This is a genomic window from Frankia sp. AiPs1 (assembly GCF_023716945.1).
Classification (GTDB): Bacteria; Actinomycetota; Actinomycetes; order Frankiales; family Frankiaceae; genus Frankia.
Genome location: NZ_JAMQQF010000003.1, coordinates 22,378 through 45,688 on the forward strand (window position 1 = coordinate 22,378; position 23,311 = coordinate 45,688).

Here is a 23,311-nt window from a genome sequence, read left to right on the forward strand (position 1 = left end):
TACGGGCGCTGTCGCAGGGGTGCTGCTGGTCGGGTCGGCTGTGGCCGTGTTGCATGGTTAGGATGCGATCCCGTTGTAGCGATTGTTTTTTCGTTGTTCTGGGTGGGGCCGGAGTAGCTGGCGGTAGAGGTTTTCGAGGTCGCGGTCGGTGTCGCCGTCCCAATAGGGCTCGGCTTGTTCGGCGCGGAGGTAGGCGCGGTATTCGGCTTTGACGGCGTCTGTGTCGCCGGTGGCGGCGTGGGCGCGGAGGCGTAGGGCGAACAATTCGGTGTGGGCGGGCAGGATTTCCAGGCCGCGGGTGGTGGTGGTGAGCACGGCGGTGGTGTCGCCGCGGGCGAGGTGGTGTTCGGCGAGAAGGATCACGGCGTTGACGGGTGTGGTGGTGAGGATGGAGCCCATCTGGGCGTCGAGCCAGGGGTAGCCGGCGGGGATGCCGCGGATGAGGTCGACGGCGCCCTGCAGGGCTGCGATGGCGGTGTCGGGGTGGTTGTGATGTTGCTGGGCGTGGCGGATCCGGGCGTCGAGGAGGTCGAGGTCGGAGATCACCTCGGGGGCGAGGGCGAGTGCCCCGTTGCGTTCGAAGCGGGGCAGCCATCCGTCGGCGTCGGGTCCTGCGAGGTCGATGAGGAGGCGACGAACGCGGCTGAGGGCGTTCGCGATGGTTTTGGGGGTGGCGCCGCGGGGCCAGAGGGCTGTTTCGAGGTCGGTGCGGGTTCCGTGGCGGTGGGTGACGAGCCAGGCGAGGACCTCGCCGGTGCGGTCGCGGGCGGCGGTGGGGTCGGGTGGTGGACCGTCGCGGGGGATGACGTCGACGGGGCCGAGGAGTCGGACCATGACCCGCCAGGGTGGTGGGTTGAAGGGGTGAGGTGCTTCGGCCTGGGGCGGGGGTTCCTGTTCGGCGAGGGGGGCTTCGGCGTCGGCCCAGAGGTCTGCGAGGTCGGCTGCGTCGGGTTCGCTGAGTCCGCAGGGGATGAGAGGGAGGCCGAGGGGGTCGAGCCGCCAGGCGGTGGGGCCGTGGGTGGGGTCGGGGCGCAGGGCCCAGCGGGTGGGGCTGTCGGGATGGGCAGGTAGGAGGGCGGCGATACCGCGTTGCCCGTCGCCGGCGAGGTCGGCGAGGCGGGCGAGAGCGTCGCCGGTGTCGTCGCTGGTGGGTTCGGCGACGAGGGCGATGGTGGGGTCGAATTCTTCGCCGGGTTCGTTGACGCGGGCGGTGAGGGTGGTGGCGTAGCCGCCGAGGTCGAGGGCCCCGTGCAGGGTGTGTGCGTCCGCGGTGGTGGCGTCGACGAGGTCCTCGAGGGAGTCATTGACGGTGATGCGGTCCGCCTCGCCCAGGTCGTGGGGGTCGAGGCCGAGGGTGCGCACGGTGGTGAGGTCGGCCCAGGGGGAGGCGGCGACGGTGGTGAGGATGGCGCGGGCGACGTCGCCGAGAGTGTCGCTATCGCCCCCGGTGTCGATGCCGAGGCTGCCGAGGGCTTCCAGATCGGCGAAGACCCCGGATCCGTCGGGGGTGGCACCGAGTTGGATCAGTGCCGGGCAGGGTGGGGGGAGGTGGTCGAGGGCGGGCAGTTCGGCCTCAGGTGGCAGGGTCCAGATCTGCGGGTCCGGGCTTTCGGTCCATGGCGGCGGCAGAGCGTGGGTGCCGTGGGGGTGCAGGAAGACCTCGATGAGGTCGTCGGGATGGACGAGCAGGATCTGGGGGTGCGGCCCGTCAGGCTGATCGCGGTGAGCTGAGGCGATGGTGCGCAGCGCGGCGTCGAGGCGGTCGAGCAGGTCGGGGTCGTCGGCATCGAGGAGTGCGGTGTGTAAGGCGGCACGGTCATGTTCCGTGGCGGGGACGACGTGCTGCGGGGTGGTGTGGTTGTCGCGGCGCCGGCGTCGGGCGGTCCAGGATCCAACGATGACGGTGGCAAGCAGGCCCGCGGCTCCAAGCCAGACAAAGCTCTGGGAGGTGTGGCGGTGCGATGGCGGCGTCGGCACGGTGGGGGCCGTGGCCGGGTGTGGGGTGGTGGCAGGCTCGCTGGCGGGAGCGGTGGCGGCTGAGGAAGCCGCAGGTGGGGTGGTCGGCGGGGCAGGTGGGGATGTGAGGCTGGTTGCTGAGGGGGCGGCGGGGGTCGCTAGCGACCCGGGTGCGGCGCCGTCGGCATCAGTGTCGGTGTCCGTGGGCGGGGTCGGCGTTTCCAGAGGCGTGGGAATGGTTGGTGTGCTGCTCGGCGGCCTGGTGGAAGGGGTCCATCCGCCGTCGGCGGCGAGGTGCAGGGTCGGTAGGCGCAGGACCATGCCGGGGTTGACCAGCCCGGGATCATGCAGGGTGCGGCCAAGCGGGTCGGCAGTGCCGAGGTTCGCGGTGAACACGGCGTCGACGGCGGCAGGGGTGTCGGCGTCGGGCAGGTCGGGGTAGGCGGCGTCGACGATGGTCCAGAGGTTCTCGCGGGGTGCGACCGGGTGGCTTGCGGTGGTGGAGGCGAAGGTGCGGTCACCGTCGGTGTGGTCGGTGCTGGTCCGGCTGGCGGGAGTGCGGTCAGCTACCGGCTCGGCGGAGACTGTGATCGCGGTGTCGGGGAGGGCGGGGATGTGCAGGATGTTGCCGGGGGTGAGGGAGACCAGCCCGGCGGGCAGGCGGGTGCCGTCGGGTTGAGGGACGCCGATGCTGGCGTCGCGGATGACGGCCCACAGATCCGGGTTGCCGTAGCGGCGGGCGGCGAGGGAACGCAGGGTGTCGTAGGGCTGGCTGCGGTAGGTCTCGTACCTCGGCAGACTTCCTGTTGTTGCGACGGGGACGGCGGTGGCGCTGGGTGCGGCGTCAGGGGCGCCGAGTGGTGAAGGCGAGGTGGATGCAGGGTCGGTCTGGGCGGGGGTGTGGGTGGCGGTGGCGGCGGCGAGGTGTAGCGGGGCGGTGGCGGCGCCTGCGCGGCTCGCGAGGAGCGTGAGCAGCAGGGACAGGCTGGTGATCCAGGTGTGGGCGAGGTGTTGGACGACACCGGGGAGCAGGCCGGTGCGCGCGGCGGTGGCGCCACGACGAAGGCGGGCGGCGGTTTCGCGGACCAGTGCCAGGGCGAGTTGGGTCCACACCAGCCAGGCCAGGACGGCGATGCTGTTGGGCAGCACGTCGGGGTGGAGGTAGCCGCGGCGGGCGAGTGTCCACCAGCGGGCGGGTTGCCAGGTGTGGGGGAGGGGATCGGACCGCCAGGCCAGCAGCAGCCATGGCACGGCGGCGAATAGCAGCAGGCCGGTGAGCGCGACCACGGCGCCGGTGGCGGTGCGTCGGTTGCGGCGGCCGGTGGCCTGGCGGGGGCGGGTGCTGGTCTGCGCCATGGGGGCCTCGCGGTCTGGGGCAGGGATGCGGTCAGGGGCCAGGGGTGGCGATGGCGGAGCGGGTCTGGGTGACGATGGCCCCGGGGCCGGTGGCCAGGACGGGGATGCGGAAGCGGACCTGCTGGTGGACGGTGATGGTGACCGTCGCGCCGGCCACGACGATCGCGGAGTTGTCCACACCGTGGGCGTCGAGGTAGGCGCGGGCGGCGGTGCGTGCGCTGGTCGGGTCGAGGCGGATGACGCCGTCGGCGAGTGCGGTGGTGTCGAGTTGCTGCGCGCCGACGCGGGCGGCTTTGCCGGCGAGGTCGAAGGCGGCGCCGTTGGCGTGCAGGATCCGGGTCTGGTCGGTGATCAGCGCGGCGAACAGGACGGCGGCGGTGGCGACGGCGCCGAGGAGGAACAGGCTGATCGAGCCGGTGTCGTCGCCGGTGTTGTCGTGCCAGATCAGGCGGCGGACGGGCGCTCGCAGGATGCTGCGGTTCATCGCAGTCCGCCGCGGTAGCGGTCGATGACCTCGTCGGCGGTGGCGCGCAGGGTGCGGTGGTGGCCGAGCAGGCTGCCGGTCCGGCAGGTGACGGTGACGGTGACGGTGCCGGCGGCGCGGAAGGTGGCGGTGGTCGTGGTGGTGGTGACGTCGGCGCAGGGTCCGGCGCTCGCGCTGATGCGGGTGTGTACGAGCCGGTCGGCGGCGCTGGCCGCGTCGGCCGCGGTCGGGGCGAGGGACGCGGCGCGGGCAGCCTCGCGGGCGGCGGTGGTGACCGTGGCGCTGCTCTGCGTTGTCTGGTAGGCGACGGCGACGAGCAGCACGGCGAGCAGGACGATGGCGGCGCTGACGGCGAACTCCACCGAGTAGGAGCCGTCATCGCGGCCGCGGGACCTGCCGCAGATGGACGGTGACGGCGAGCGTTGGCGGGTCATCGGCCGCTGCGGGTCTGGGGGATGAACCGGATCATCGGGCCGGTGGCGGTGCGGCTGACGGCGCCGCCGATCCGGCCGTGGGCGGTGACGGTGACCGCCACCTGATCGGCCCGCTGACTGATGGTGACGTCGGCGTGGTCGACGAGCAGGACGCTGGTCGCCAGCCGGGTCGCGGCCGCGTCGACGGCGGGAGGTGTGCCGCCGGGGGCCTGGGCGATTTCGAGGGCGCGCTGGCTGGCCGCTTCCGCCGCGGACGCTGTCACCCAGCGCACGCTCATCGTCAGCAGCAACACGAACAGAGCGAACACGGCGATCATGATGGCGGCGAGTTCGGTGGCGTTACCTGCATCGTCAGCGCTGCGGGGCGCGACGCTGCGGCGGGGAGCGGACATGGCGTGGGATGGCCGGTCTATTGCTGCTGGCATTGGGTGGGGTCGGTGCTGGTGCAGACATTGCTGGCGATCTGGGTGGCCTTCTGCCGCAGATAGAGGATCACCACGCCGGCGATGAGGACGAGGCCGACGGCGATGACCGCGGTGGACAGCCCGGCATCGCCGTGGTCACGGGCGTCGGCCCGGTTCCGGCTACGCCGGTAGGCGTCGGTGAGGGTGAGGTGGAGCAGGAGAAGGCGGGCGGCCACGGCATGGAGCACGGAGGCCTCCTTTCTCAGGTCAGATCCCGACAGTGCTGTTGATCATCGAGAGGAGGGGGTAGGCGAGGAAGGCGACGAAGACGAGGGCCACGGCGGCGGCAGGCAGGTCCATCTGCGCGTCGGCAGCGGCCTCCTGTCCGCGAAGCCGGGCGCCCTCGGCTTGGCGGATCGCGGCGGCGCGGGACTCCAGGGCGAGGACGGGGGAAGCGCCGGCGCGCGCCGCGGCCAGGGTGCGGGCCAGGTCGGTGAACTCGCGCAGCGGATAGGCGGCGGCGAGTTCGGCGACGGCGACATCGGGAGGAATCCCGCGCAGTCGCGCGCCGGTCAGCGCGCGGCGCAGGTGACCGAAGGTCCAGCCGTGGCCGCTGTCGGCGGCGGCGGACAGCGCGGCGGGCAGCGGTAGGCCGCCCACGAGCAGGATGCGGACCAGGTCGATGTAAACCGCGGTGGCCAGCGCGGCGTCACGGCGACGAGCTCGGGCGAGCCGGCGCACCGGCCGGTCGGCGAGCGCCAGCCCTCCCAGCGTCGCGCCGACGACGAACACCGCGGACAGGACCGGCGGCGCCACGGCGACCAGGAGCGTCAGCGCGGCGAGACCGAGGCCGCCGGCGGCGCCGGCCACCACGTGGAGCAGCCGCGCGGCCATGTGCGCCTCGACGCCACGGTCAGCGATCCTCACATCGTCGCCGCGCAGCAGACCGCCCAGCCCGTGATCGCGCATCAGCGTGCACAGCCACTGGGACAGGCGGGTCAATGGCGCGACGCGGGTGGTCGCCGGGGCGGTGAACAGCACCGCGAGATCGGCGCCGAGATCGGGTTTGCCGGCCCGCGTGGACCACGCCGCCTGCCAGACGCCAAGACCGGCGAGCGCACCGCAGGCGGCGACAAGCAGCATCCGGGTCATGGCACCTCCGGCGTGAAGAAGTCGGGGGGAAGGTCGGGTTGACTCATCCGGGCCAGCGAGTGGACGGCGCCGACGACGGCCGCGCCCAGCGCGGCAAGGACCAGCTGGCCGGTCAGAGTGCGGTAAGGGGCGAAGAACGCCGGCGAGACCGCCAGTACGACGGTGATCGAGGCAGCGAACAGGACGAGCAGCAGCGTCATGGACCGCCGGTGCTTGGCCCGTAACGCGTGCTGGTCGCGGAGCCGCGCGACGTCTGCGCGGGTCGTCTCGACCTGGCTGGCCATGAGCCGCGTCAGGTCCCCCGCGCCCCGCTGGTAGGCGACGTCGAGGGCGGTGGCGACCGGTCCCAGCGCTGGATGGGAGACCTCAGCCCGCAGCGCGCGCAGTGCGTCGGGCACGGACATGGTGTCCAGCCGTACCGCGAGGCGTCCGAGCGCCTCGGCGAGTTCGTCGGGAGGCCGGTCGCAGGAGGCGACGAGGGCTGCCCGCAAATGCCGGCCAGCGCCCAGGCCATCGCGGACCGCCTCGGTCCAGGTGGCCACGGCCTCCCCGAGACGGGTGACGGCTGGTACTGAGGGACCGCGGCCGGCGTCGAAGGTGACGTAGCCGACGGCGGCGATGACGAGGCTGAGCGCGGGGGCGCGGGTGACGGCACCGGCGAGAACGGCGACGGCGAGCAGGAGCACGATCCGACGTGCCGGTAGCGCGGGGTGGCGACCGGCGAGCCGGGTGGGAATCGCGGCGCCGTGAGCTGCGGCAACGAATAGCCACGCCCCGAGGCCGGCCACGGCGCCTCCCAGCGCGACCGCGGCAAGGGCGAGGCCGCTCACCAGCGGGCGCCCAACGCGAACCCGCGATCCCGGTCCAGGATGTTCGCGTCCAGCCCGGCGCCGGTCAGCTTCGCGGTGAGCTCCTCGGACGCGGCCAGGTCGGTGCGGGTCGGCGCGCCCGCGGACGGGTTCCACCGCCACAGTTCGGCGACGCTCACCCCGTGCTCGCCGCGGCCGGCGACCTCGAGGACGGAGGTGACCGCCCGGCGCCGCTCGACCCGGCCGACCTGCACGATCAGGTCGACGGCGGTGGCGATCGTGTCGAGCACGACGCTGTCGGCGACGCGATGTTCACCGAACGCGGCGTAGGTCCGGATCCGAGAGATCACTTCCTGGGCGGACGGGGCGTGGATGGTGGTCGCGACCCCGCGGGCGACGCCTTGGCCCAGTGCCAGCAGCAGCGGCATGACCCCGCCGTCGGGTTTCAGCTCGCCGAGCGCGACTCGATCTGGAGTCAGCCGCCGAAGATCGTCAGTCAGGAATCGTTCCATCGTGTACGCGCCGGCCCCCTCCAGATTGGGTTCGCGGGCTTCGAAAGCCACCAAATTGGGGAAGCGGCGGGGGTCGAGGAACAGCTCCATCTCGTCTTCGACAGTCACCGTCCGATCGAGGACCACCGAGGCGGGGTGGGCGTTCAGACACGCGCGCAGCAGCGTCGTCTTGCCTGCCGTCGTCGCCCCGGAGATCACCAGGCCGAACGGATCGGCCATTCGGGCCGTCGCAGTCAACACTGCCGTCAGGTCCGGACCGAACATGCCGACGGACTCCAATCCCTCTAGGGCGACGAGGTCGGGGGAGTAGAGCCGGCAGGAGATGTGCACCCGGCCGGTGACGGCCGCGATGGCGTGCAGCCGCGCCCCGCCGGGTAGCCGGCAGCGCACGCTGGGCGCCGCTTCGTCGAAGCGGCGGCCCTGAGCGGCGGCTTGGGCAGCGACCCACTCGAACGCCTCGTCGTCGTCGCGGAACGGGGAGGCGAGCTGCTGGCGATGCCCGGTGATCCGTTCCGTGCAGATCACGTTGGCGGCCCCGTTGACCTCGACATCGCTCCACTCCTCGGACTGCAGGAAGCGGGCCAGGGGGCCCAGCGGCGACAGGTCGAGGCGCAGCCGGCGGCGAACCTCGCCCTCGGTCGCCGCATCCAGCGCGGTCTGTCCGCCACGGGTGCGCTGGTGCTGCTCGTGGCGTAGCCCGGCCTCGATCAGTTCGTCGATACGGGCGGCGCGATCCTCGCCGTCTGGTGCGTCCGCGAGGCTCGCAAGGAACCAGGGGCGCAGCGCCTCGACTACAGCGCTCGCGGTGGCATCGTCGGCGACCTGCGGTCTCCAGCTCACCGCGCGCCCTCGCTGACCAGACCGTCGGTGTCCACCGCTGCACAGCAGTCCAAGACCTGCCCAGCCGCGCGCAGCAGTGCCGACGGGCGGCGCCGACGCGTCCCTTCCACCAGCGCGACCGCCCCATATGGGTCGTCGGGAATCGCCACGACCGGTACGGCCGCTGCGCCGATCCGCTCGGCGACGAGCCGGCGTACGTCGGCCAGCGCGTAGGGGCCGGGTCCGTGCACGGCGAGCACGATCCTGGGTGTCCAGAGGAACAGCCCGGGGAGGCGGACCAGCGCGCACGCCAGCGCCTCCCGGCTCGCGCCGGTGACGAGTAGCAGCCCGTCGCAGGGGCCGAGTATCGCGGCGGTGTTCTGGCGTACTCGGCCGACGTCGAGGAACAGCGGCACCTCCACCTCCGCCTGTGTGCGTAGCCCCGGCAGGCAGGTGGCCAGGCTGCGCAGTGCCCCGGCGATGGTCTCCTCCGTCGCTGCTGCCACCACCACGGGAACCTCGGCAGCGCTGCGTTGGGTGTGGTCAAGCACGTGCACCGGGCCGCTGGCAGCAGCGGCGACCAGGCTGTCCAACCCCGGGGCTCCGGCGTGCAGGGACAGGGCGCAGCGGGCGGCGAGCACGCCACCATCGGCACCGGCCTCAATGACTGCCCCGCCGCCGGCGGCGGCCGCCGCCATGGCGAGGGTGGTCGCGCCGGCAGATCCTGGGCCGGCGGTTCCTACCGCCCAGCAGCCTCTCACCGGCGGACCCCCAGCAGCCGTAGCCCCTGCCCGCTGGTCCCGGCTGCCGACGCGATCCGTGCGGCATCGTCGGCCGGCGCGTCAAGGTAGACGACCATGTCCCCGCTTGTCGCCTGGTCGGACACCGCTCGCACGTCGGCGACCTGCACCGGCCCGCCCACCAGCGTCGGGCTGTCGTCGCCCTGGGTGGCGCCGGCGACGACCACCTGGACCCAGTCCCCGGCCCGCAGCTGCCGGGACGGCAGTGCTTCCACGGCCAGCCGGATGCCCACACTTGCCGAACCCGCTGGCGGCTGGGCCGACCCGACCATCTCCGGGGTGAGCAGAGTGCCGGCGGTGAGGTTCACCAGGGCCTGGCGGCCCACGATGGCCGCCCTGGCCGCGGTCGGGGAGGCCAGCCGCGCCGACGTGCCCTCCACCGACACCCGTGCCACCGCGAGATCGGCCGCGTTGACGACCTCACCGCGGGCAATCGGACGCGTCAGTACCACTGCATCCACATGATCGTCGTGCCAGGTGGCCGCCCCCACCGCGCCGCCGGCGCCGAGCACCATCAGCAGCACCGCGGCCGCCATCCCGCGCCGCGACGCGCGTCGTGGCCGGAACGGACTTCCCGTCGCCGGGCCCGAGGTCGGTGTCGCTCCTACCGTCGCCGTCATAGCATCACCTCCGCTCCTCCGTGTTCCGCAGGATCGATCCGCACATGAACGGGCGAGCCATCGGATTGCCTCATCGCGCCTGCTCCAGCGCCTGCACCTCACCGACCGGTACCGCATAGTCCGCGGTGGTTGTCATCGCGGGAAGAGTCCCCGTCGCGCCGGTCGATGCCGTCCATGACACCGCCCACGTCATCCGCAGCTGCGCCGGCCAGCTCGTGCCGTTCGGGGCGATGGAGGAGGCGTCCCGGTAGGAATAGGAACAGGAGACCGGCGTGGATGCACTCGCGATACCGCACAGCACGGGCGGCGCCCCGTCCCCGGGCAGGAATTCCAACGTCTGCGGCTCTGCGGTCACCGTGGCGGTCACACCCGGCACGGATGCGACGGCGGACACCGCCGCCTGCGTGCGTACCCCGATTCGCAATGGCGTGTTCACCACGGCCCGGTGACCCTGCTGAAGGTTCGGGGTGAAAATCCCGTCCGGGGCCGGAACTTTCTGCCGGACCAGATCTCCTGCGGTCTCGGCCACCTGCTGCGCCGATGCTGTCGGTCGCACCCAGTAGTAAGTGATGGCGGTCGGCCCGCACACCCGTGCGTAGAGGGTGGCTGTCACCCCATCGGCATCGACGCGCTCGGTCTCCTGGGGATTGCGCTGCAGGTAGGAGAACAGATCGCCGGACTGCCAGGTGCACGGATCCGGGCCCGTCGTCCCGCCGTTGCCGCCGTCATGGCGCGCCGGTATTCGAACCTGTGCCATCGACGTGATCTGGGAGAGCACGGGATCTGTGCTTCCTCCGGCCGTCCCCCCGGCTCCGATTCCATAGGCGGCCTGGGCCGGAGGGGACAAGGCCAGGGTAATTCCGATGCCGAGTGTGGTAGCGGTGAGGAGTATTCCTAGTGAGGTGCGCATTGATCCGCGCCCATCCACGTTTTGACCGTTGTGGCATCGGATATCTTCCAGGTGCCAGCGTCGGTCACCCAGGTCCAGGTAGTGCGATAGGATTGTGTGGCATCATTGACGATGATTTCGTGCCCGCCTGGCGCCTTATTGGCGGCATCAAAAACGATGCCGTCGTCATATGTGCAGGTCGTTGTCTCTGCAAGGCCGTCCGGAGGAGCATTCATTATCTTTACGTTCTCGATTGACTGATGCCCCGCACCTCCCGGCCTCCCGGCCCAACCGTTTCTTGTGAAGGTTTGCAAGAGATTCTCGATGCGGTCGCGTTCGGGTGAGTTGGCGGTGTACATCACGAGCAGCGGTTGGGTCTTGGCAGGGTTCCCCGGATTCGCAATAGCGTCGCGGTACGCCTGGTCGTAGCGTCGGGTGGCAGCTCGGATCGCCATCTCGGCCTCGACGGTGGAGTCGGTGGTCGGCGTGCCGCCTACGGCTCCGCGGGTGCCTGCCGTGGTGGACGGCGCCGCGAGTGGGTGGGGAGGGGCGCTGTCCGAACACGCGGCCGCCGTACTCATGGTGACGATGATCCCCAGGCTGAGTGCGAGCCCACGTGGGCAGATGATCCTCATCGTGCCGTGGCGGGCCGCCGGAGCGCAGGCCAAGCGTGCCAACGGGAACGAGCGCCATCGGAGCGTGATCGCGGAAGTAGCGCGAGCGATGTGTGCCTGTTGACCACGCTGGCCTCCTACTGGCCATCTACGATCACGTTTGCATCCGTTTACTACCGGATGCCTCCAACGTGGCCCGACATCGGTCATACGTCAAGAGGAATACTGAGTGTTTTTAGACGTGTCGGCTGCGCAGCCGAAGATCACTTTCCGTATCGTGGTCGGGACGGCAGGTCGCTGGTCGTCCGTGGAGGTTCTGATCTGCTACCGGGAGGTCTGCGAATTCGATCTCCCGAGGCTGCGTTCCTGCTGGTCGGGGACTGGTTGCAGTAGCAGTGGCTAGACGGTGATCGATATGCGTCCGCGGACGTGAAGTCGACTTTCATGATCGACTTTTTGTCGGTTCCCGGACGGCACGGACTGCACGCCTGCTATCGGCATGAACCGTCCCCACATGAAGTGTGGGAGGCAAGATCCTCGGAACTGCTCTCCGAGGATGTGTTCCCCGGGATCTCTTGCCCCAGGGGAAGCATGTTGGATTGATCGCGAGCGATGCCGCCGCCGCTCCGGGGAGGCCGCCATCGCTCTCAGGAGCCGGGGTGGGCGTGCCGGCGGCCACGGTCAGAGGGAATCGGTTCGAAGAACAGTTGCCTACAGGGGCAGATCGAGCGTGGCGGGATCGGTGGTCAGCTGCTGGTAGAGGTGTAGCTGGTCGGGGTCGGTGGGGGGAGCTCCGAGGGCCCGATGTGCTGGGCGTTCGGCGTGGGGCTGGGCGGGTTGGCCGTAGGGGAGACCGAGGGTTCGGTGGCGATAGGCCTCGACCTGGCGAGCGCGGGCGAGCCAGACACGGCCTGAACCGGGTGCGGTGGGTCTGGGACCGAGCAGATCAGTGAGGTAGCGGGCGGGTTCTTGGTCGAGCCGCAGGATGGCGTGGTCGATGTGCTGGGTCAGGGCCGCGTCGAGGTGTTGTTCATGTTCTTGGACGGCGATGAGGGCGATGGGGTCGCCGTCGAGTGCGGAGAGGAAGGCGGTGCTGAGGTGCAGCCCGCGCTGCGCGGTGGCGTGTTGAAGATGGCGAGGATGAGGGTGCTCGTCGTGTGGTCCGGAGAATGGCGCGGGCTCAGGGTCGGTCTCGGAGGCTGGTTCGGTGGATGTCGCCGGATGGGGGTGATCCTCGGTGAGGCGATAGGTGAGATGTGCGCGGTAATGGTGCTCGGTGAGGACGCTGCGTAGATCGTGGTCGGTGGAGTCGGGGGTGAGGACGCGGCGCAGCAGGGCCAGCTGGGCAGCGAGTTGGCTGGTGGGTTGGGTGGTGAGGTGGGCGACGGCGGCGGCGTGGAGCTTGGTGGTGGCGTCGTGCCAGAGGTCGCCGACGGTGCGAGGCGGGGGGAGTTGGTAGAGGTCTGGGTTGATGCCGTGCTGCTGGCAGAGGGCGGCGACGCGGTGGTCGAGGATGGCCGCGGGGCTGCGAGCGGTGTCCTGTTCCTGCGCGGTGAGCTGGGCGGTGAGGTCGACGGGCTGCCATCCGGCGTCGAGAAGGGCGTGGATGCCAGCGATGGCCCGTTGGCGGGGCACGGCGTCGGTCTGGCTGGCGAAGCGGCGCCGTGCCCGGCGGGTGAGGTTGGCGGCCCAGGTGTCCGCGAGGGTGCTGGCGTGGTGGCGCTGGCGCGTCCAGGAGGCGGCGGGGGTGTCGGAGGTCGCTGGTGGGGGTGAGGGACCGGCGTCGTCGGGCAGTGTGTCGGGCCGGTGCGCGCGGTAGATCGCCAGGGCGGCCACGGCCTGGTCCCACTGGGTTCGGTGGGGTCCGGCGGTCGGCCGGGACCCGATGCGGGCGAGGAGGGCGGGGTGGGGGTTGGCCAGGGCGCGGGTGATGAGGGCGGCTTCGGCGGCGAGTTCGGCGCGCCGCACGAGGGCGGGTGACGGTGAGGCGGGTTGATGTGGTGGGTGGCTGCGCAGGCCGGCGAGGGCGGGCAGGGCGTGGGTGGCGGCGAGGTGGTGGGCGGCGCGGGCGTGGGGGTCGAGGTCGGCGGCGAGGCGGTCGGTGCGGGAGGTGCGCAGGTGCTCGGCGAGGCGGTCGACGGCGTCGGCGGTGGGCAGGATGGGGAGCCAGTCCTCGTCATCGAGGTCGGCGTCGAGGTCGCTGCGGCGGATGAGGTAGCCGCGGAGGTCGCGCTGGGCGCGGGAGAGCATGACGTACAGGCCGGCGCGGGAGGTGTCGTCGGCGAGCAGAGGCCGGGCGGTGGGCATGGTCGAGCCTTGGGCTTTGTGCGCGGTGAGAGCGTAGGCGTGGGCGAGGCCGCCGGCGCGCCCGTCGGGGAAGGCATAGGTGAGGTAGTCCCAGCCGATGCGGACGGTGCCCTTGCCGGGGAAGTGCACGGTGATCGTCTGGGCATGGGGCCGGGTGGGGTCGACGTGGACGGCGGTGACGTGGCCGACGGTGCCGGTGCGGATGTAGCGGCTCTTGGAGCGGCCTTGGGGGACGAGGGTGTGGCCGGCTTGCGTGAGGGTGATCACCTCGTCGCCGGTCTGGAAGTCGCGGCCGGCGACGGTGAGCACCGGCCCGGTGAGCGTGCCGTCGGCGACCAGCGTGGCGCGGGCGGTGACGGTGAGGGCATCAACGTCGCGTTGATGTTCGGCCATCATGGCCGCGACCGTGCCGGTGGTTGTCCGTTCGCTGTACCAGTCGGTGACGGCGGCGGTGAGCAGGGCGTCCCGGTCGTCGAACAGCCGGACGTTGCCGTCGCGGGCGAGGCGGGCGAGTGCGGCCATCGTCTCGGAAGGCATGGCGGAGCGTAGGCCGTGGAGGGCGGCTCGCACACTGCGCATCGCCGGGCCCTGCTGGCGGTGCACGGCGGTCAACGCGATCGGCGGATTTTGCTGGACGATGTGGGGGAACCATCCGCCGGCGCCGACAGAGCCGAGCTGCGCGGGATCGCCAACGAGGATCATCACGGTGGCGGTGCGGGTGGCGTGGCGGGCGAGGCGTTCGGCGTCGCGGGTGGAGATCTGGGTGGCTTCGTCGACGATGAGGACGGTGCGGTCTGCGGGCCAGTGCTCAGTCGGATCGTCGGCGGCATCGAGCAGCGTGTTCCAACCGCTGACGACCCGGGTGGGGATGTCGACGGCGGCGGCGAGCTGTTCGGCCTGTCGGCCGCCGTGCGTCGCGCCGAGCACGGTGTAACCCCGGGCGGTGAGGATGCTGGCGAGCGCCCGCATGACGGTGGTTTTTCCGGATCCTGCCGGGCCCACGAGGGGTCGCATCAGGTCGGCGCCGGTGAGCAGGGCACGCAGGGCGCCGCGCTGTTCATCGCTGAACTGGATGGCGCCGGCTTCGTTGGCGTGGGGGAGGACGGCGGTCAGCGCGCTGTCCACCGCGTCGGCGGGCAGCAGGGCGTGGGGTGCGCCGCCCAGCTCGACACGGCCCTGGCGGTACAGGGTGAGCAGGCTGTCCTCGACGTCGAGGAGGTCCTCGGTGGTGAAGGACTGCTCGACGCGTCGCCGGCGCCGCGCGGCCTGCTCGTTGACGAGCACGATCCGCGGGTCGGCCAGCACCGCGTCGACGACGCCGCTGAGGGCGGGGCTGTCGAGACGGTCCACCGCCCAGGCGGCGACTTCCTGGTAGACCTCGCGTCGGGTGAACACCGGGCTGGTGGCGGTCAGCCCTTGCGGTCCGACGAGCCGGTCGATCAGCACGGTGATGTCCTTCGGGGTCGGCGGCGCCGGAGGCCGCGATGGCCGGTCGCGACGGTGTAGCAGCGCGCGGACCTGGGCGGGGGTCCAGCCTGCGTCGGCGAGCCGACGCGTCTGGATGGCGCGGATCTCGGCGTCGGCGCGGACCTTCTTGTTCGCGCGGGAGCGGCGTTGCGCGGCGGCCTGGGTGCGGCCGTCGGGGAACAGCCCGTCGGCGACGAGCGCGGCGAACTCCTCGTGGACCTGGCCGTGGCGGGTGGAGAACGCGGCGAGCAGGGGGGCGGGGAACGCGGCGAGTTCGGCGACGCCGTTGCGCACAGGACCCCACGTGACATCGCGGCGGCGGGTCAGCTCGTGGCGCATCGCGGCCGCGCCGACGAAGCCTGCGGTGCGTACATGCTGGAGGAAGAGCTCGCCGTCGAGGGCGCGCCACGCCACTCGTGCGAGTCCGTCGGGGTCGCGGTCGGGGTGGCCGTCGTCGTCGAGCAGGGGGAGCGCCACCGCGTTGGCGATGATGTTGTGGATGTGTAGGTGTGCTTCGTCGGCGCGGGAGATATCGTGCCGGTAGGACGCGGCGGCCAGGCCCAGGCCGGGGCGGTTGCGTCCGTCGACCATGCCCTGGACGGCGTAGCGCTCGAGGTAGGCGACCAGGGCGTCGACGCCGGCGTCGAGCGCCGCGGTGAGATCGGCGCGCAGGTCGTCGTCGCCGAAGGCGTCGGCGATGGACACGCTTTTCGGCGCGCTGCAGACCACGTCGTAGCCGATGACGACGGTGGGCGGTTGGCGGCGGGCCAGGAAGCGCAGCAGCTCGGCGCGGGCCAGCAGCCACTGGCCTGACCGGGGATCCCTTTCGGCGCGCAGTTGTGCCGGACCGTCCGCATCCCGCGAGCGGCCGGCCTGGGGCACTGATGCGGTGTCGGCCGCGGCGGAGCGGCGGGCGAGCCGTCGCAGGTAGGACACGTCGACGCCGGCGATGCGTGCCGCCTCGCTCAGCGTGAACGACTCCTGATCCGGTGGGATGACCCGCCGGCCCCGGTCGAGGCGGCCGGCGGATCCGACCCCGTCCAGCAGCGGCTGGCCGGTCACCGCATGCGCTCCGGTCAGGAGTCGCTGCAACTGCTCGGCGGCCACCGGGCCGCGCAGGCCGACCAGCGCGGCCCCACTTCCCCGGGCCCGTCCTCGTGCTTTCACCCCGTCGGTGTAGTAGGCCGTGGCCCGGGCTGCCGACTCCGGAGCGAGGCCACCCTCGACGTAGGCGACGACCCGCCGGGCCGCCGCGTCGACCGCGGCCGCGCTTCGGGCGGACAACCCCAACACCTTGACGGTGGCGATCATGCGACCTTGCCTTCCCGACGCGTCGCGATGGCCGAGGGAGCGTTGCTGCTCGTCCAGGAAGCGGCCGCGGAAAGATCCACGGAACGGAGCGGGCTGGAAGGCGTCGATCCCCGGGCCCCTGGGAACCCGCGATCGGCTGAGGGCGAGTTCCCCGTAGTCCTCCTGGAAACGTTCCCGGCTCGGCCTGGCGCGGCCGTTCTGAGGCTTTCCCCGACGGCGTGTTCGCAGGGGACCACCGGGGGCGAGGCGCCAGACGGTGGTCGGCATGCCGCAACCGTGGGCGGGCTGCGTGCGCGCTTCCGCCCATGGGGTCCGAGGCGCTTCATCAGGCGACCCGAAGTTCGCCTCCGGAGAGGTATAAGCCGCATGACGACGACCCCCAGGCCGCGGCCCTCGAACCCGCCCCCCGCTCCGGCCACGGAGCTCGCGAGCGGTCGATGGAGCAATCTCCTTGCCGACCGCTCACCGGTGAAGATCGAAGTGCCGGGCGGATGGTGGCGCATCAACCCGATCATCCGCAGAGGGGTGCCGGGATCCGTCGCCGCCGAGCTGTTCACGCAGCCGCAGGCCCGCTGGCCGCAACTCCAGGCACGCGGGTACATCTGGCGCGTGGAAGAAATGATCGGCTTTCCGCTGCCTGCGGCGGCCCACGCCGCGTTGCGCCGCGCTCCAGCCCAACCCTTCTACCCGCGTCGCGATCAGATCATCACCACTGATGATGTTCTGCGCGACGGCGCGCTGCGTCCGCAACCCACCAGCGCCACCCAGATCAACGGCCGTCCGCCCACCCCATTCGCAGACCTGCGGGACGGCCGGCCGCTACGACGCTGGGAGCACGGAGACGTCCGCGTCGACATCCTCACGGCGGGGGTCAGCCAGCTGAGAGCGGCAACCGGATCGAGGCTGTCCTATCGGATCTTTCATCAGGAGCTGGTGATGTTCGCCGGCGACGACGTCACGATCCCCGCGACGATGTCCCCTCGGTCGGACGCGGCACTGCAGCGTGTCGTCGCCGGTCTCGCAGGACAGTGGGACAGGAACTACCTGAACGATCGCCAACGCGACTTCATCGGCTCCCACGGCCCCACAGTCGTCGCTGCAGCCCAGCTCCAGCCCGGCCTACGCACGATCCCCCTGGAGCCGGCGCCGGCCAGCGACCCCGCCCCGCTCGACGTCCCCGAACCATCGCCAGGGAGCCCGAACTGGGGCCTGGACGCCGCACTGTGAGCGGTAGTTCACAGCCTCCGCGGCGCGCGCCAACGGACCGTGCATCGCGGCTGGGCCTGGCAAGACGATCCGCGAGGTAGCGGCACAACGGACTGGCGGGGTCCGCAGCCTGCTCGGCGAGCATCGCCTGCTTCGGCCGGCAAGATCCTGCCAGGGGGACGAACGCCAGTTCGGCGTCGGATGGACGAAGGCCGGCCCGGCCGGCCGCCCCGAGCTCCTGCGGCGTAGCGGAGGCCAAGCGGCGCTGGTGCTAGGGATTCCCAGGAGCGGAAGCATGACGGAACACACGGCGAATCCGGTCCACCACACCGGTCGGGTTCAGTTCCTCCCGCAGGCCCAGCAGGTAGCCCGCCGCGGAACGGCGGCGGTCACGAGCCTCTTCTCGGACCCGCGCACCGGAGCCGATGAGGGTGGCAGCGACCATGCCGCCTGCACCCACTACAACGGGAAGCCGGGCAGTCTCTGGCAGTAAGGCGAACACGCCTGGCAGCGCCAGAGACGACCGGCCGAGCACGGCCCGCACCGGTTCCCAACGAAGTTGACGCAGGCCCCGTTCCAGCTCGGCGAGGGGGCGAGCGAGGTCCCCTTCGACCAGGTCCTCCAACCGCGCGCGCAGGATTGCGGGGTCCTCGGTCTGCGTGAGCTCGCTGAACCGGTCGTTCAACGAGGCCAGATGCTCCCGGAAGGCGTCGAACTCGGCGGCGAGCGTACGGCGCGCGTCGACGATCTGGGCCACGGGGATATCAGCGAGGCCAGCGGGGACCACCGTCTGGATCGCGATCGCCGCATACAGGGCGGACACGTCGTCGACGGTGCCCGTCGGCTGCCGGTCGGTCTGATCGGACAGCAGCGCGTGGGTGAGGGTCTCCACCGTCCAGCCGTTCAGCACGCCGAGGTGTCCTGGCTGATCTGTCACGGGGACCAGGTCATTGGCGTGTGCGACCCGGTCGGCGAGCGCGGTCAGATACACCGAGGCGAGCTGGGGATGCATCCCCAGCCATCCCCAGTCGACGCTCCGGACACCGAGTCGCGTGTCGACGAGCCGGCGGACCAGCGCGGGAGGGACTTTGCCGACGTGCACCCAGGTGACCCGAGCGTCATCCACAGGAACCGTCCTGCTCTGGTTCAGGACGGCGGGCTGCTGCACGCGGGGGAAGTCCGTCAGCCATGCGTAGCGCTCGGCCAGCGCATCGCCCTGTCGGCTGATCAACGTGAGGAATTCCTCGGCGACGTCATACGTGCTGTAGGTGGGGTCGGCGTCGACCAGGAATCCCACCTCGTCGCGCAGGACGCGGGCGGTACGCGACTGGCCTTCTCGCGGGTAACCGGCCGGGGCCAGCACCGCGAGGCGGGGCCAGTACAGGGCGGCAGCCTTGAGCCAGACATCATCGCGCACGCGTGTCCATGGGTAGTACAACGCAATGGCAGACATGCCGATCCCTCCATCCGCTACCCCATCGATGATCGCACACTGCGCAACCCGGTATCGGCACGACGAAACGAATCTTTGTGGGCATCGACTCCGGGCAGGAGCCGCGTGGAGACCAGCCGAGCAATGGTCACGGGCTCTGCAGGCAAGATCAAATTGTTCTCATGGCGACACGTTGAGTCCACGAGTCAAGCGGGTTGACGGCTGGGCATTGTCCGGCTTTCCGGCGGCCCACGTTGGTCTCCTGGGGGCGCCCCCTGATCTTGCCGGTGGCCGCCCGACCCTCCGGAGGCATCCAGAATGCTCGCTGTCGCAGCCCTGCGAGGCCGACCGATGATCGCAGATTCCCCGTCCGGCGCCCGCCTAGCGCGTTCGACGTGCACCCACCCACCACGCTTCTTGTGTAGCCGCGTTTCAGGTCATTGAATATCGTGCCAGGTCCGGGGCTGGCGGGGGTCGACGAGACGGGGAGTGGTCCATCGCTGCATGGGGGTCAAGTTGTAGATGACCGCGAGGTCGGTGGCTATCTGCTCGGTGAGGCTGGCGAAGGCTGCTGACGCGGGGTCGAGCGCTGGGTCGCCGAAGAAGTCGTTCACGGCACGCAGGCCGAGGGTGAGCTGACCCTTGCGGTCAACGAGATGGACATCGATTACCGCCATGGATGGCGCGGCGGCTTCGACGGCGTGGCGGATGTTCGTGACGTGGACGGCGATGAGTCCTGAGATGTCGTCTTCGTGGGCGCGGCGGGCGGCGCCGTCGGGGGTGTCGTATCCGGAGGCGAGAAAGTCCATGGCTGCCTCTCCTCTCTTTCGGTCGAATGGCTTTTCCAGGATACCTCGGCGGATACGAGCGACTGGCTTTGCGTTATTCGCTGCACATATATTGATTGTGGCATCGAAGACGTACTCCGCGTGAGGGCAACGCGATCTGCCGGTGCAGGGGGAGAGCTCCACCGGCCCATGGGCCGTGACCGATCACGACGGCTGCTTCCGCGGCGGGCTCGCCGCGCACTCCAAGGGCTGTGATGCCAGGCGGCCTGTTGGAGGAGCCCATGAGAGCACGTCGAACTCGAGGCAGATGGCGGGAGGTGCTGCGCCGCACAGCCGTCGTCGGTTGGGTGGGGTTGGTGATCGTCGCGGTGACGGCGCTGCCGGCCGCGGCCGACGATGTGGAGGTCCATCCGAGCTGGGAGGGCATGCCCGAGGTCGACAAGATCCAGCGCATTCTCAACGTCACGGCGCAGGGGAGTCTGGTGTCGAGCATGTTGGCGGTTCTCATCGGTGCTGGGGTTCTCGGCCTGGGCCGGGCTTTCGGTTCGATGGGATCGGGTAGCCGGGCGGCCAGCTACATCTTCGGGGGCGGCGGTGGAGCCCTGCTCGTTGCTGTTTGCGCAAAGATGGTCGCCTGGCTGGTTGCACCGTCCGCGTCGCAGCCGGCATGACAGGGCGTGGTCGTCATCGTGCCTCGGTTCGGTGGCGTGTGCCGTGCAGGCCGCGGGCACGGCACACCGACACCGACGCCGCGGCGGAGCAGAGCCCAGGACCGCGCGATCAGGCGACGTCGGTGACACGTCAACGTCGGCGGCTTCTGCTGCTGATGGCGCTCGCGGTGCTGGTGATAGCAGCCGGCGTTGTGGAGTGGATAGTCCTGCGCGGCGCTGGTAACGGCGGGCCGCCGCCGGTGGCGCCTGGGTGCGGGCAGCCGGGGCTGATCTGTGCCCCCGGTCCGGGAGGGGAGATGCTGGCGTTCCAGCCGGCGGCCGGCGCGTGGACCGGTGGGGACGCGGGCGGGGGGCTGACGGAGGGGCCTGCCTTGCCGGCGGCGGGTTCGGGTTTTGTGGCGCAGCGCGCGATCTCAGCGCCTTCGTTGGGCGGTCTGCTGGGACGGGGCGTTGGAGGCGGCGTCTCGGGGCTGATGTCCGCCGCAGCGCAGGCGGTCGCCTCCTGGATGGCCAGCAGTCTGGTGGCGTCGTCCCGGTCGATGCTGACGGGCCTTCTTGGGGCGTCGACGAATCCGCGTGTGACGGCGGCGGCATTCATCGGCCACGACGGCGCCTATCGCGACGTGGCGTCGTTCGCGAGCCTCATCCTCGTCGCTTTCGTGAGCCTCGGTGTCGCACAGGGGATGTGGTCCGGGGAGCCGGGGCAGGCGCTGCTGCGGCTGGTGCGTGATGTGCCAGTGGCCGTGCTGGCAATTCTTGTATTCCCCTGGATTACCGACCAGATGATCATTCTGTCGGATGTGATGTCTACGTGGATGCTGCCCTCGGGGAAATACGCCGCGGAGAACGTGGGAAAAGCGATCCTGCCGTATACGGCCGCTCCCGGTGGGAATATCGGGGTTCTGCTGCTGAACCAGCTGGTGTTCTTCGCAATCGCGATGATCTATTTGGAGCTGGTGGTGCGGACCGCGTTGACTTATGTTGCGGTGGCGCTCGCGCCGTTGTCATTCATGACAATGACGACATCGGCGGGCCGGGCGGCCGCGCGCAAGGCCATAGAACTCGTCGTCGCCGTCGTCATGATCAAGCCGGGGATTTTTCTCGTGCTGCGGATCGGCATCGACCTGACGGGTGTGGCGCGGGGACCGAGCTCGACAGACGGGAGTGACTGGGGAGGTATTTTCCTGGGGATGGGGATCGCCGGGGTCGCGGCATTCATGCCGTGGATTATCTGGCGGCTGATCCCGTCGATGGAGCAGGCGGCCATCACCCAGGGCCTGTCTCGGGCGCCGTTCCGTGCGGGGATGCAGGCGATGCAGACGGCCTATTTCGGCTCGTCGCTGGCGTCGTCGTTGGCACGGGCGGGGGGACGCAGCGCTCCGGGGGGTGCTGGGGCACGCGGTGCAGGGGCTGCGGGCAGCGGAGGCGGGCTCGGGGCGTCACGCAGCCTGGCCACGCGCTTCGATGGCGGGTCGAGCGGCAGCGAGAAGCCGTTGGTCCGCACCGGTACCCCGGCTGCGGGCGCACGGCGCCCGGATGCTGCCGGCGGCAAAGGGACGCCAGCACCGAGTCCACGACCGACACCGGGCGCAGCGGGCCGCAGACTGGTCGATCCGGATCAGCCTGCCGAGCCCGGGGCGGGACCCTCGCCTCCTCGCCGCCCGGGGGCGCGCCGTCGCCCTGATTCCCCGGGAGGTGGCCGGTGAGCGACCCCTCCGCGCCGGTGTACCGGCTGACGCGACGCCGCGGCGGGGCGGCGTTGCTGGGGCTCGCTCCGATTCCGCTGGTTCTGCTCACCGTCGGGGTCGTCACGCTGATCGTCTCGCCGCTGGTCGGGGCCTTGGCCGTGGGTGTTCTCGTCGCGGTCGTCTGCGGCCTGCTGGCGATCCTGCCCGCGCCAGGTGGCCCGCTGTATCAGATGCTGCCGCTGGCCGTCCGTCATCTGACTCGGCGGGTGGTGGGGGGCGACCGGTGGACCGCGTCGCTGCCCTTGCTGAGCGGGACCGCAGCCGTCCGCGCGGGAAGGGCGACCGACGATGGGGAACTGTTGCCGCCGCTGCTGCGCGGTCTGGACATCGTCGCGGTTCCTCGTGCGGCGGCCAGTGGGGCCGCGGGCACGGTGGCCCCGATCGGGCTGGTTCGGGATCGGCGTGGTGGGACGCTGACCGCGGTGCTCGCGGCCCGGGGCGGCGCGTTCGCGTTACTCGACCCCGCCGAGCAGCATCAGCGGCTGTCCGCCTGGGCGGCGATTCTTTCCCACGCGGCCCGTGACCCTGCGCTGGTCCGTCTGGGCTGGACGCTGTGCTCGGCCCCCGCCCCGTTGACCGATCATCACCGCTGGCTCGCCGAACGCGTGCGCGAGACGCCTGCAGGCGATGGGTATGCACGTGCCGCCGCCGACTATCGAGCGCTGCTCGACGATGCCGGCCCCACCCTCACCCAGCATGATCTTCGTCTGTGGTTGACGATCGACACCCGGCGTCTGCCTCGGCGTACCGATCCGACGGACGCCGCGGTGCGCACGGCCCTGGCCGTGCTCGAGCAATGCCAGGACGCGGGACTGGACGTCGCCGTCCCCGACTCCCCGGTGCAGATCGCCCAGGCGTTACGGCTGCGCGCCGACCCGACGGCCGCGGCCACTGTGCCCGGAGTCCGACGCAGCCTCGCCGAACACGCAGGTCTTGCCAGCGCACTGGCCGGCGTCCACGCAGGCCCGCTGGCACTACGCACCCATTGGGACGCGGTAGAGGTGGACAGCGTCTGGCATCGCCTTTTCTGGGTCGCGCAGTGGCCTGCCTTGGGACTGCAGCCAGGGTGGCTGGATCCTCTGCTGATCCACGCCGAGGGCATGCGCACACTGAGCCTGCTGTGCGAACCAGTCTCGGCGCGCCTGGCACGGCGGCGGATCACCTCCGATGCCGTGCAGGTCGAGTCCGCCGTCGCCGCTCGCGAGAAGTACGGCTTTCGCGTCCCGACGCACCTCGCCAACGCACAGGCCGCCGTCGACCAGCGCGAGATCGAGCTGCACGGCGGCCATAGCGAGTACGGCTACCTCGCCCTCGTCGACGTCGCCGCGGCCACCCACGACGAGCTCGATCAGGCCAGCCGGCGCCTGGCCGACCGCGCCGCGCAGACCGGCATCACCGAACTACGTCCCCTGCACGGCCGGCATGACCTGGCCTGGGCCGCGAGCCTGCCGGTGGGCCGCGGCCCCGGACGTGGACTGCGCGCCGCTGTCCACTGACACCATGTCTCACCCTCACGATCCGACCGGAGAGGC

Annotated in this window: 19 protein-coding genes; 4 read left to right on the plus strand and 15 right to left on the minus strand. The window is 71.1% G+C overall.

Translation table 11 applies throughout. From position 1 onward, the window contains the following. Nucleotides 1-57: 57 nt before the first annotated feature. The 13 genes from ND748_RS01025 to mobF form a co-directional block, all read right to left on the minus strand. On the minus strand, nt 58-3,312 hold the full coding sequence (locus tag ND748_RS01025; RefSeq protein ID WP_251743404.1) for a bacterial transcriptional activator domain-containing protein: 3,255 nt from the start codon (nt 3,310-3,312) through the stop codon (nt 58-60). A 31-nt stretch (nt 3,313-3,343) separates the two neighbouring features. Continuing rightward, nucleotides 3,344-3,796 carry a hypothetical protein gene (locus tag ND748_RS01030; RefSeq protein WP_251743405.1) on the minus strand — a complete coding sequence of 151 codons (453 nt, stop codon included), beginning with the start codon at nt 3,794-3,796 and terminating at the stop codon, nt 3,344-3,346. Next, nucleotides 3,793-4,230, minus strand: coding sequence for a hypothetical protein (locus tag ND748_RS01035; RefSeq protein ID WP_251743406.1), 438 nt, complete (start codon nt 4,228-4,230; stop codon nt 3,793-3,795). The genes ND748_RS01030 and ND748_RS01035 overlap by 4 nt, the downstream gene beginning before the upstream one ends. Next, a complete protein-coding gene (locus ND748_RS01040) occupies nt 4,227-4,622 on the minus strand; it encodes a hypothetical protein (RefSeq protein ID WP_251743407.1) in 396 nt (131 codons plus the stop codon). Before ND748_RS01040 ends, ND748_RS01035 begins: the two co-directional genes overlap by 4 nt. 17 nt (nt 4,623-4,639) lie before the next feature. Next, complete coding sequence (locus tag ND748_RS01045; protein ID WP_251743408.1) at nt 4,640-4,882, minus strand: hypothetical protein; 243 nt, start codon at nt 4,880-4,882, stop codon at nt 4,640-4,642. A gap of 19 nt (nt 4,883-4,901) precedes the next feature. After that, nucleotides 4,902-5,786 carry a type II secretion system F family protein gene (locus ND748_RS01050; RefSeq protein WP_251743409.1) on the minus strand — a complete coding sequence of 295 codons (885 nt, stop codon included), beginning with the start codon at nt 5,784-5,786 and terminating at the stop codon, nt 4,902-4,904. Beyond that, a complete protein-coding gene (locus tag ND748_RS01055) occupies nt 5,783-6,616 on the minus strand; it encodes a hypothetical protein (RefSeq protein WP_251743410.1) in 834 nt (277 codons plus the stop codon). Before ND748_RS01055 ends, ND748_RS01050 begins: the two co-directional genes overlap by 4 nt. After that, nucleotides 6,613-7,947, minus strand: a complete 1,335-nt coding sequence (locus ND748_RS01060) for an ATPase, T2SS/T4P/T4SS family (RefSeq protein ID WP_251743411.1) — start codon at nt 7,945-7,947, stop codon at nt 6,613-6,615. Before ND748_RS01060 ends, ND748_RS01055 begins: the two co-directional genes overlap by 4 nt. Beyond that, nucleotides 7,944-8,687: a hypothetical protein gene (locus ND748_RS01065; protein ID WP_251743412.1), complete on the minus strand. Its 744-nt coding sequence runs from the start codon at nt 8,685-8,687 to the stop codon at nt 7,944-7,946. Before ND748_RS01065 ends, ND748_RS01060 begins: the two co-directional genes overlap by 4 nt. After that, complete coding sequence (locus ND748_RS01070) at nt 8,684-9,346, minus strand: SAF domain-containing protein (RefSeq protein WP_251743413.1); 663 nt, start codon at nt 9,344-9,346, stop codon at nt 8,684-8,686. Before ND748_RS01070 ends, ND748_RS01065 begins: the two co-directional genes overlap by 4 nt. A gap of 70 nt (nt 9,347-9,416) precedes the next feature. Next, on the minus strand, nt 9,417-10,124 hold the full coding sequence (locus ND748_RS01075; protein WP_251743414.1) for a hypothetical protein: 708 nt from the start codon (nt 10,122-10,124) through the stop codon (nt 9,417-9,419). Between the two features lie 116 nt (nt 10,125-10,240). Then, the gene (locus ND748_RS01080; RefSeq protein WP_251743415.1) at nt 10,241-10,816 is read right to left on the minus strand and encodes a hypothetical protein; all 576 of its coding nucleotides are present in this window, start codon (nt 10,814-10,816) and stop codon (nt 10,241-10,243) included. Nucleotides 10,817-11,560: 744 nt separating this feature from the next. Then, on the minus strand, nt 11,561-15,934 hold the full coding sequence (gene mobF, locus ND748_RS01085) for a MobF family relaxase (RefSeq protein WP_251743416.1): 4,374 nt from the start codon (nt 15,932-15,934) through the stop codon (nt 11,561-11,563). Between the two features lie 366 nt (nt 15,935-16,300). On the opposite strand from mobF, the gene ND748_RS01090 reads away from it, so the two are divergent. Beyond that, on the plus strand, nt 16,301-17,161 hold the full coding sequence (locus ND748_RS01090) for a hypothetical protein (RefSeq protein ID WP_251743417.1): 861 nt from the start codon (nt 16,301-16,303) through the stop codon (nt 17,159-17,161). Nucleotides 17,162-17,411: 250 nt separating this feature from the next. Here ND748_RS01090 and ND748_RS01095 read toward each other — a convergent pair whose 3' ends face one another. After that, a complete protein-coding gene (locus ND748_RS01095; protein WP_251743418.1) occupies nt 17,412-18,557 on the minus strand; it encodes a DUF6236 family protein in 1,146 nt (381 codons plus the stop codon). A gap of 452 nt (nt 18,558-19,009) precedes the next feature. Beyond that, nucleotides 19,010-19,381: a hypothetical protein gene (locus tag ND748_RS01100; protein WP_251743419.1), complete on the minus strand. Its 372-nt coding sequence runs from the start codon at nt 19,379-19,381 to the stop codon at nt 19,010-19,012. Nucleotides 19,382-19,716: 335 nt separating this feature from the next. Here ND748_RS01100 and ND748_RS01105 point away from each other — a divergent pair, with 335 nt between their 5' ends. From ND748_RS01105 to ND748_RS01115, 3 genes are all read left to right on the plus strand, one after another. Further along, a complete protein-coding gene (locus ND748_RS01105) occupies nt 19,717-20,031 on the plus strand; it encodes a hypothetical protein (protein ID WP_251743420.1) in 315 nt (104 codons plus the stop codon). Between the two features lie 296 nt (nt 20,032-20,327). Further along, entirely contained in the window at nt 20,328-21,737 is a 1,410-nt protein-coding gene (locus ND748_RS01110; protein WP_251743421.1) for an aminoglycoside adenyltransferase, read from the plus strand. Beyond that, on the plus strand, nt 21,734-23,275 hold the full coding sequence (locus ND748_RS01115) for an SCO6880 family protein (RefSeq protein WP_251743422.1): 1,542 nt from the start codon (nt 21,734-21,736) through the stop codon (nt 23,273-23,275). Before ND748_RS01110 ends, ND748_RS01115 begins: the two co-directional genes overlap by 4 nt. Nucleotides 23,276-23,311: the final 36 nt, after the last annotated feature.

Excerpts from the sequence above, each read along its gene's own strand:
- ND748_RS01025 (WP_251743404.1), bottom strand. The coding sequence starts at position 3,312 with ATGGCGCAGACCAGCACCCGCCCCCGCCAGGCCACCGGCCGCCGCAAC.
- ND748_RS01030 (WP_251743405.1), bottom strand. The coding sequence starts at position 3,796 with ATGAACCGCAGCATCCTGCGAGCGCCCGTCCGCCGCCTGATCTGGCAC.
- ND748_RS01035 (WP_251743406.1), bottom strand. The coding sequence starts at position 4,230 with ATGACCCGCCAACGCTCGCCGTCACCGTCCATCTGCGGCAGGTCCCGC.
- ND748_RS01040 (WP_251743407.1), bottom strand. The coding sequence starts at position 4,622 with ATGTCCGCTCCCCGCCGCAGCGTCGCGCCCCGCAGCGCTGACGATGCA.
- ND748_RS01050 (WP_251743409.1), bottom strand. The coding sequence starts at position 5,786 with ATGACCCGGATGCTGCTTGTCGCCGCCTGCGGTGCGCTCGCCGGTCTT.
- ND748_RS01070 (WP_251743413.1), bottom strand. The coding sequence starts at position 9,346 with ATGACGGCGACGGTAGGAGCGACACCGACCTCGGGCCCGGCGACGGGA.
- ND748_RS01080 (WP_251743415.1), bottom strand. The coding sequence starts at position 10,816 with ATGAGTACGGCGGCCGCGTGTTCGGACAGCGCCCCTCCCCACCCACTC.
- mobF (WP_251743416.1), bottom strand. The coding sequence starts at position 15,934 with ATGATCGCCACCGTCAAGGTGTTGGGGTTGTCCGCCCGAAGCGCGGCC.
- ND748_RS01090 (WP_251743417.1), top strand. The coding sequence starts at position 16,301 with ATGACGACGACCCCCAGGCCGCGGCCCTCGAACCCGCCCCCCGCTCCG.
- ND748_RS01100 (WP_251743419.1), bottom strand. The coding sequence starts at position 19,381 with ATGGACTTTCTCGCCTCCGGATACGACACCCCCGACGGCGCCGCCCGC.
- ND748_RS01110 (WP_251743421.1), top strand. The coding sequence starts at position 20,328 with ATGCTGGCGTTCCAGCCGGCGGCCGGCGCGTGGACCGGTGGGGACGCG.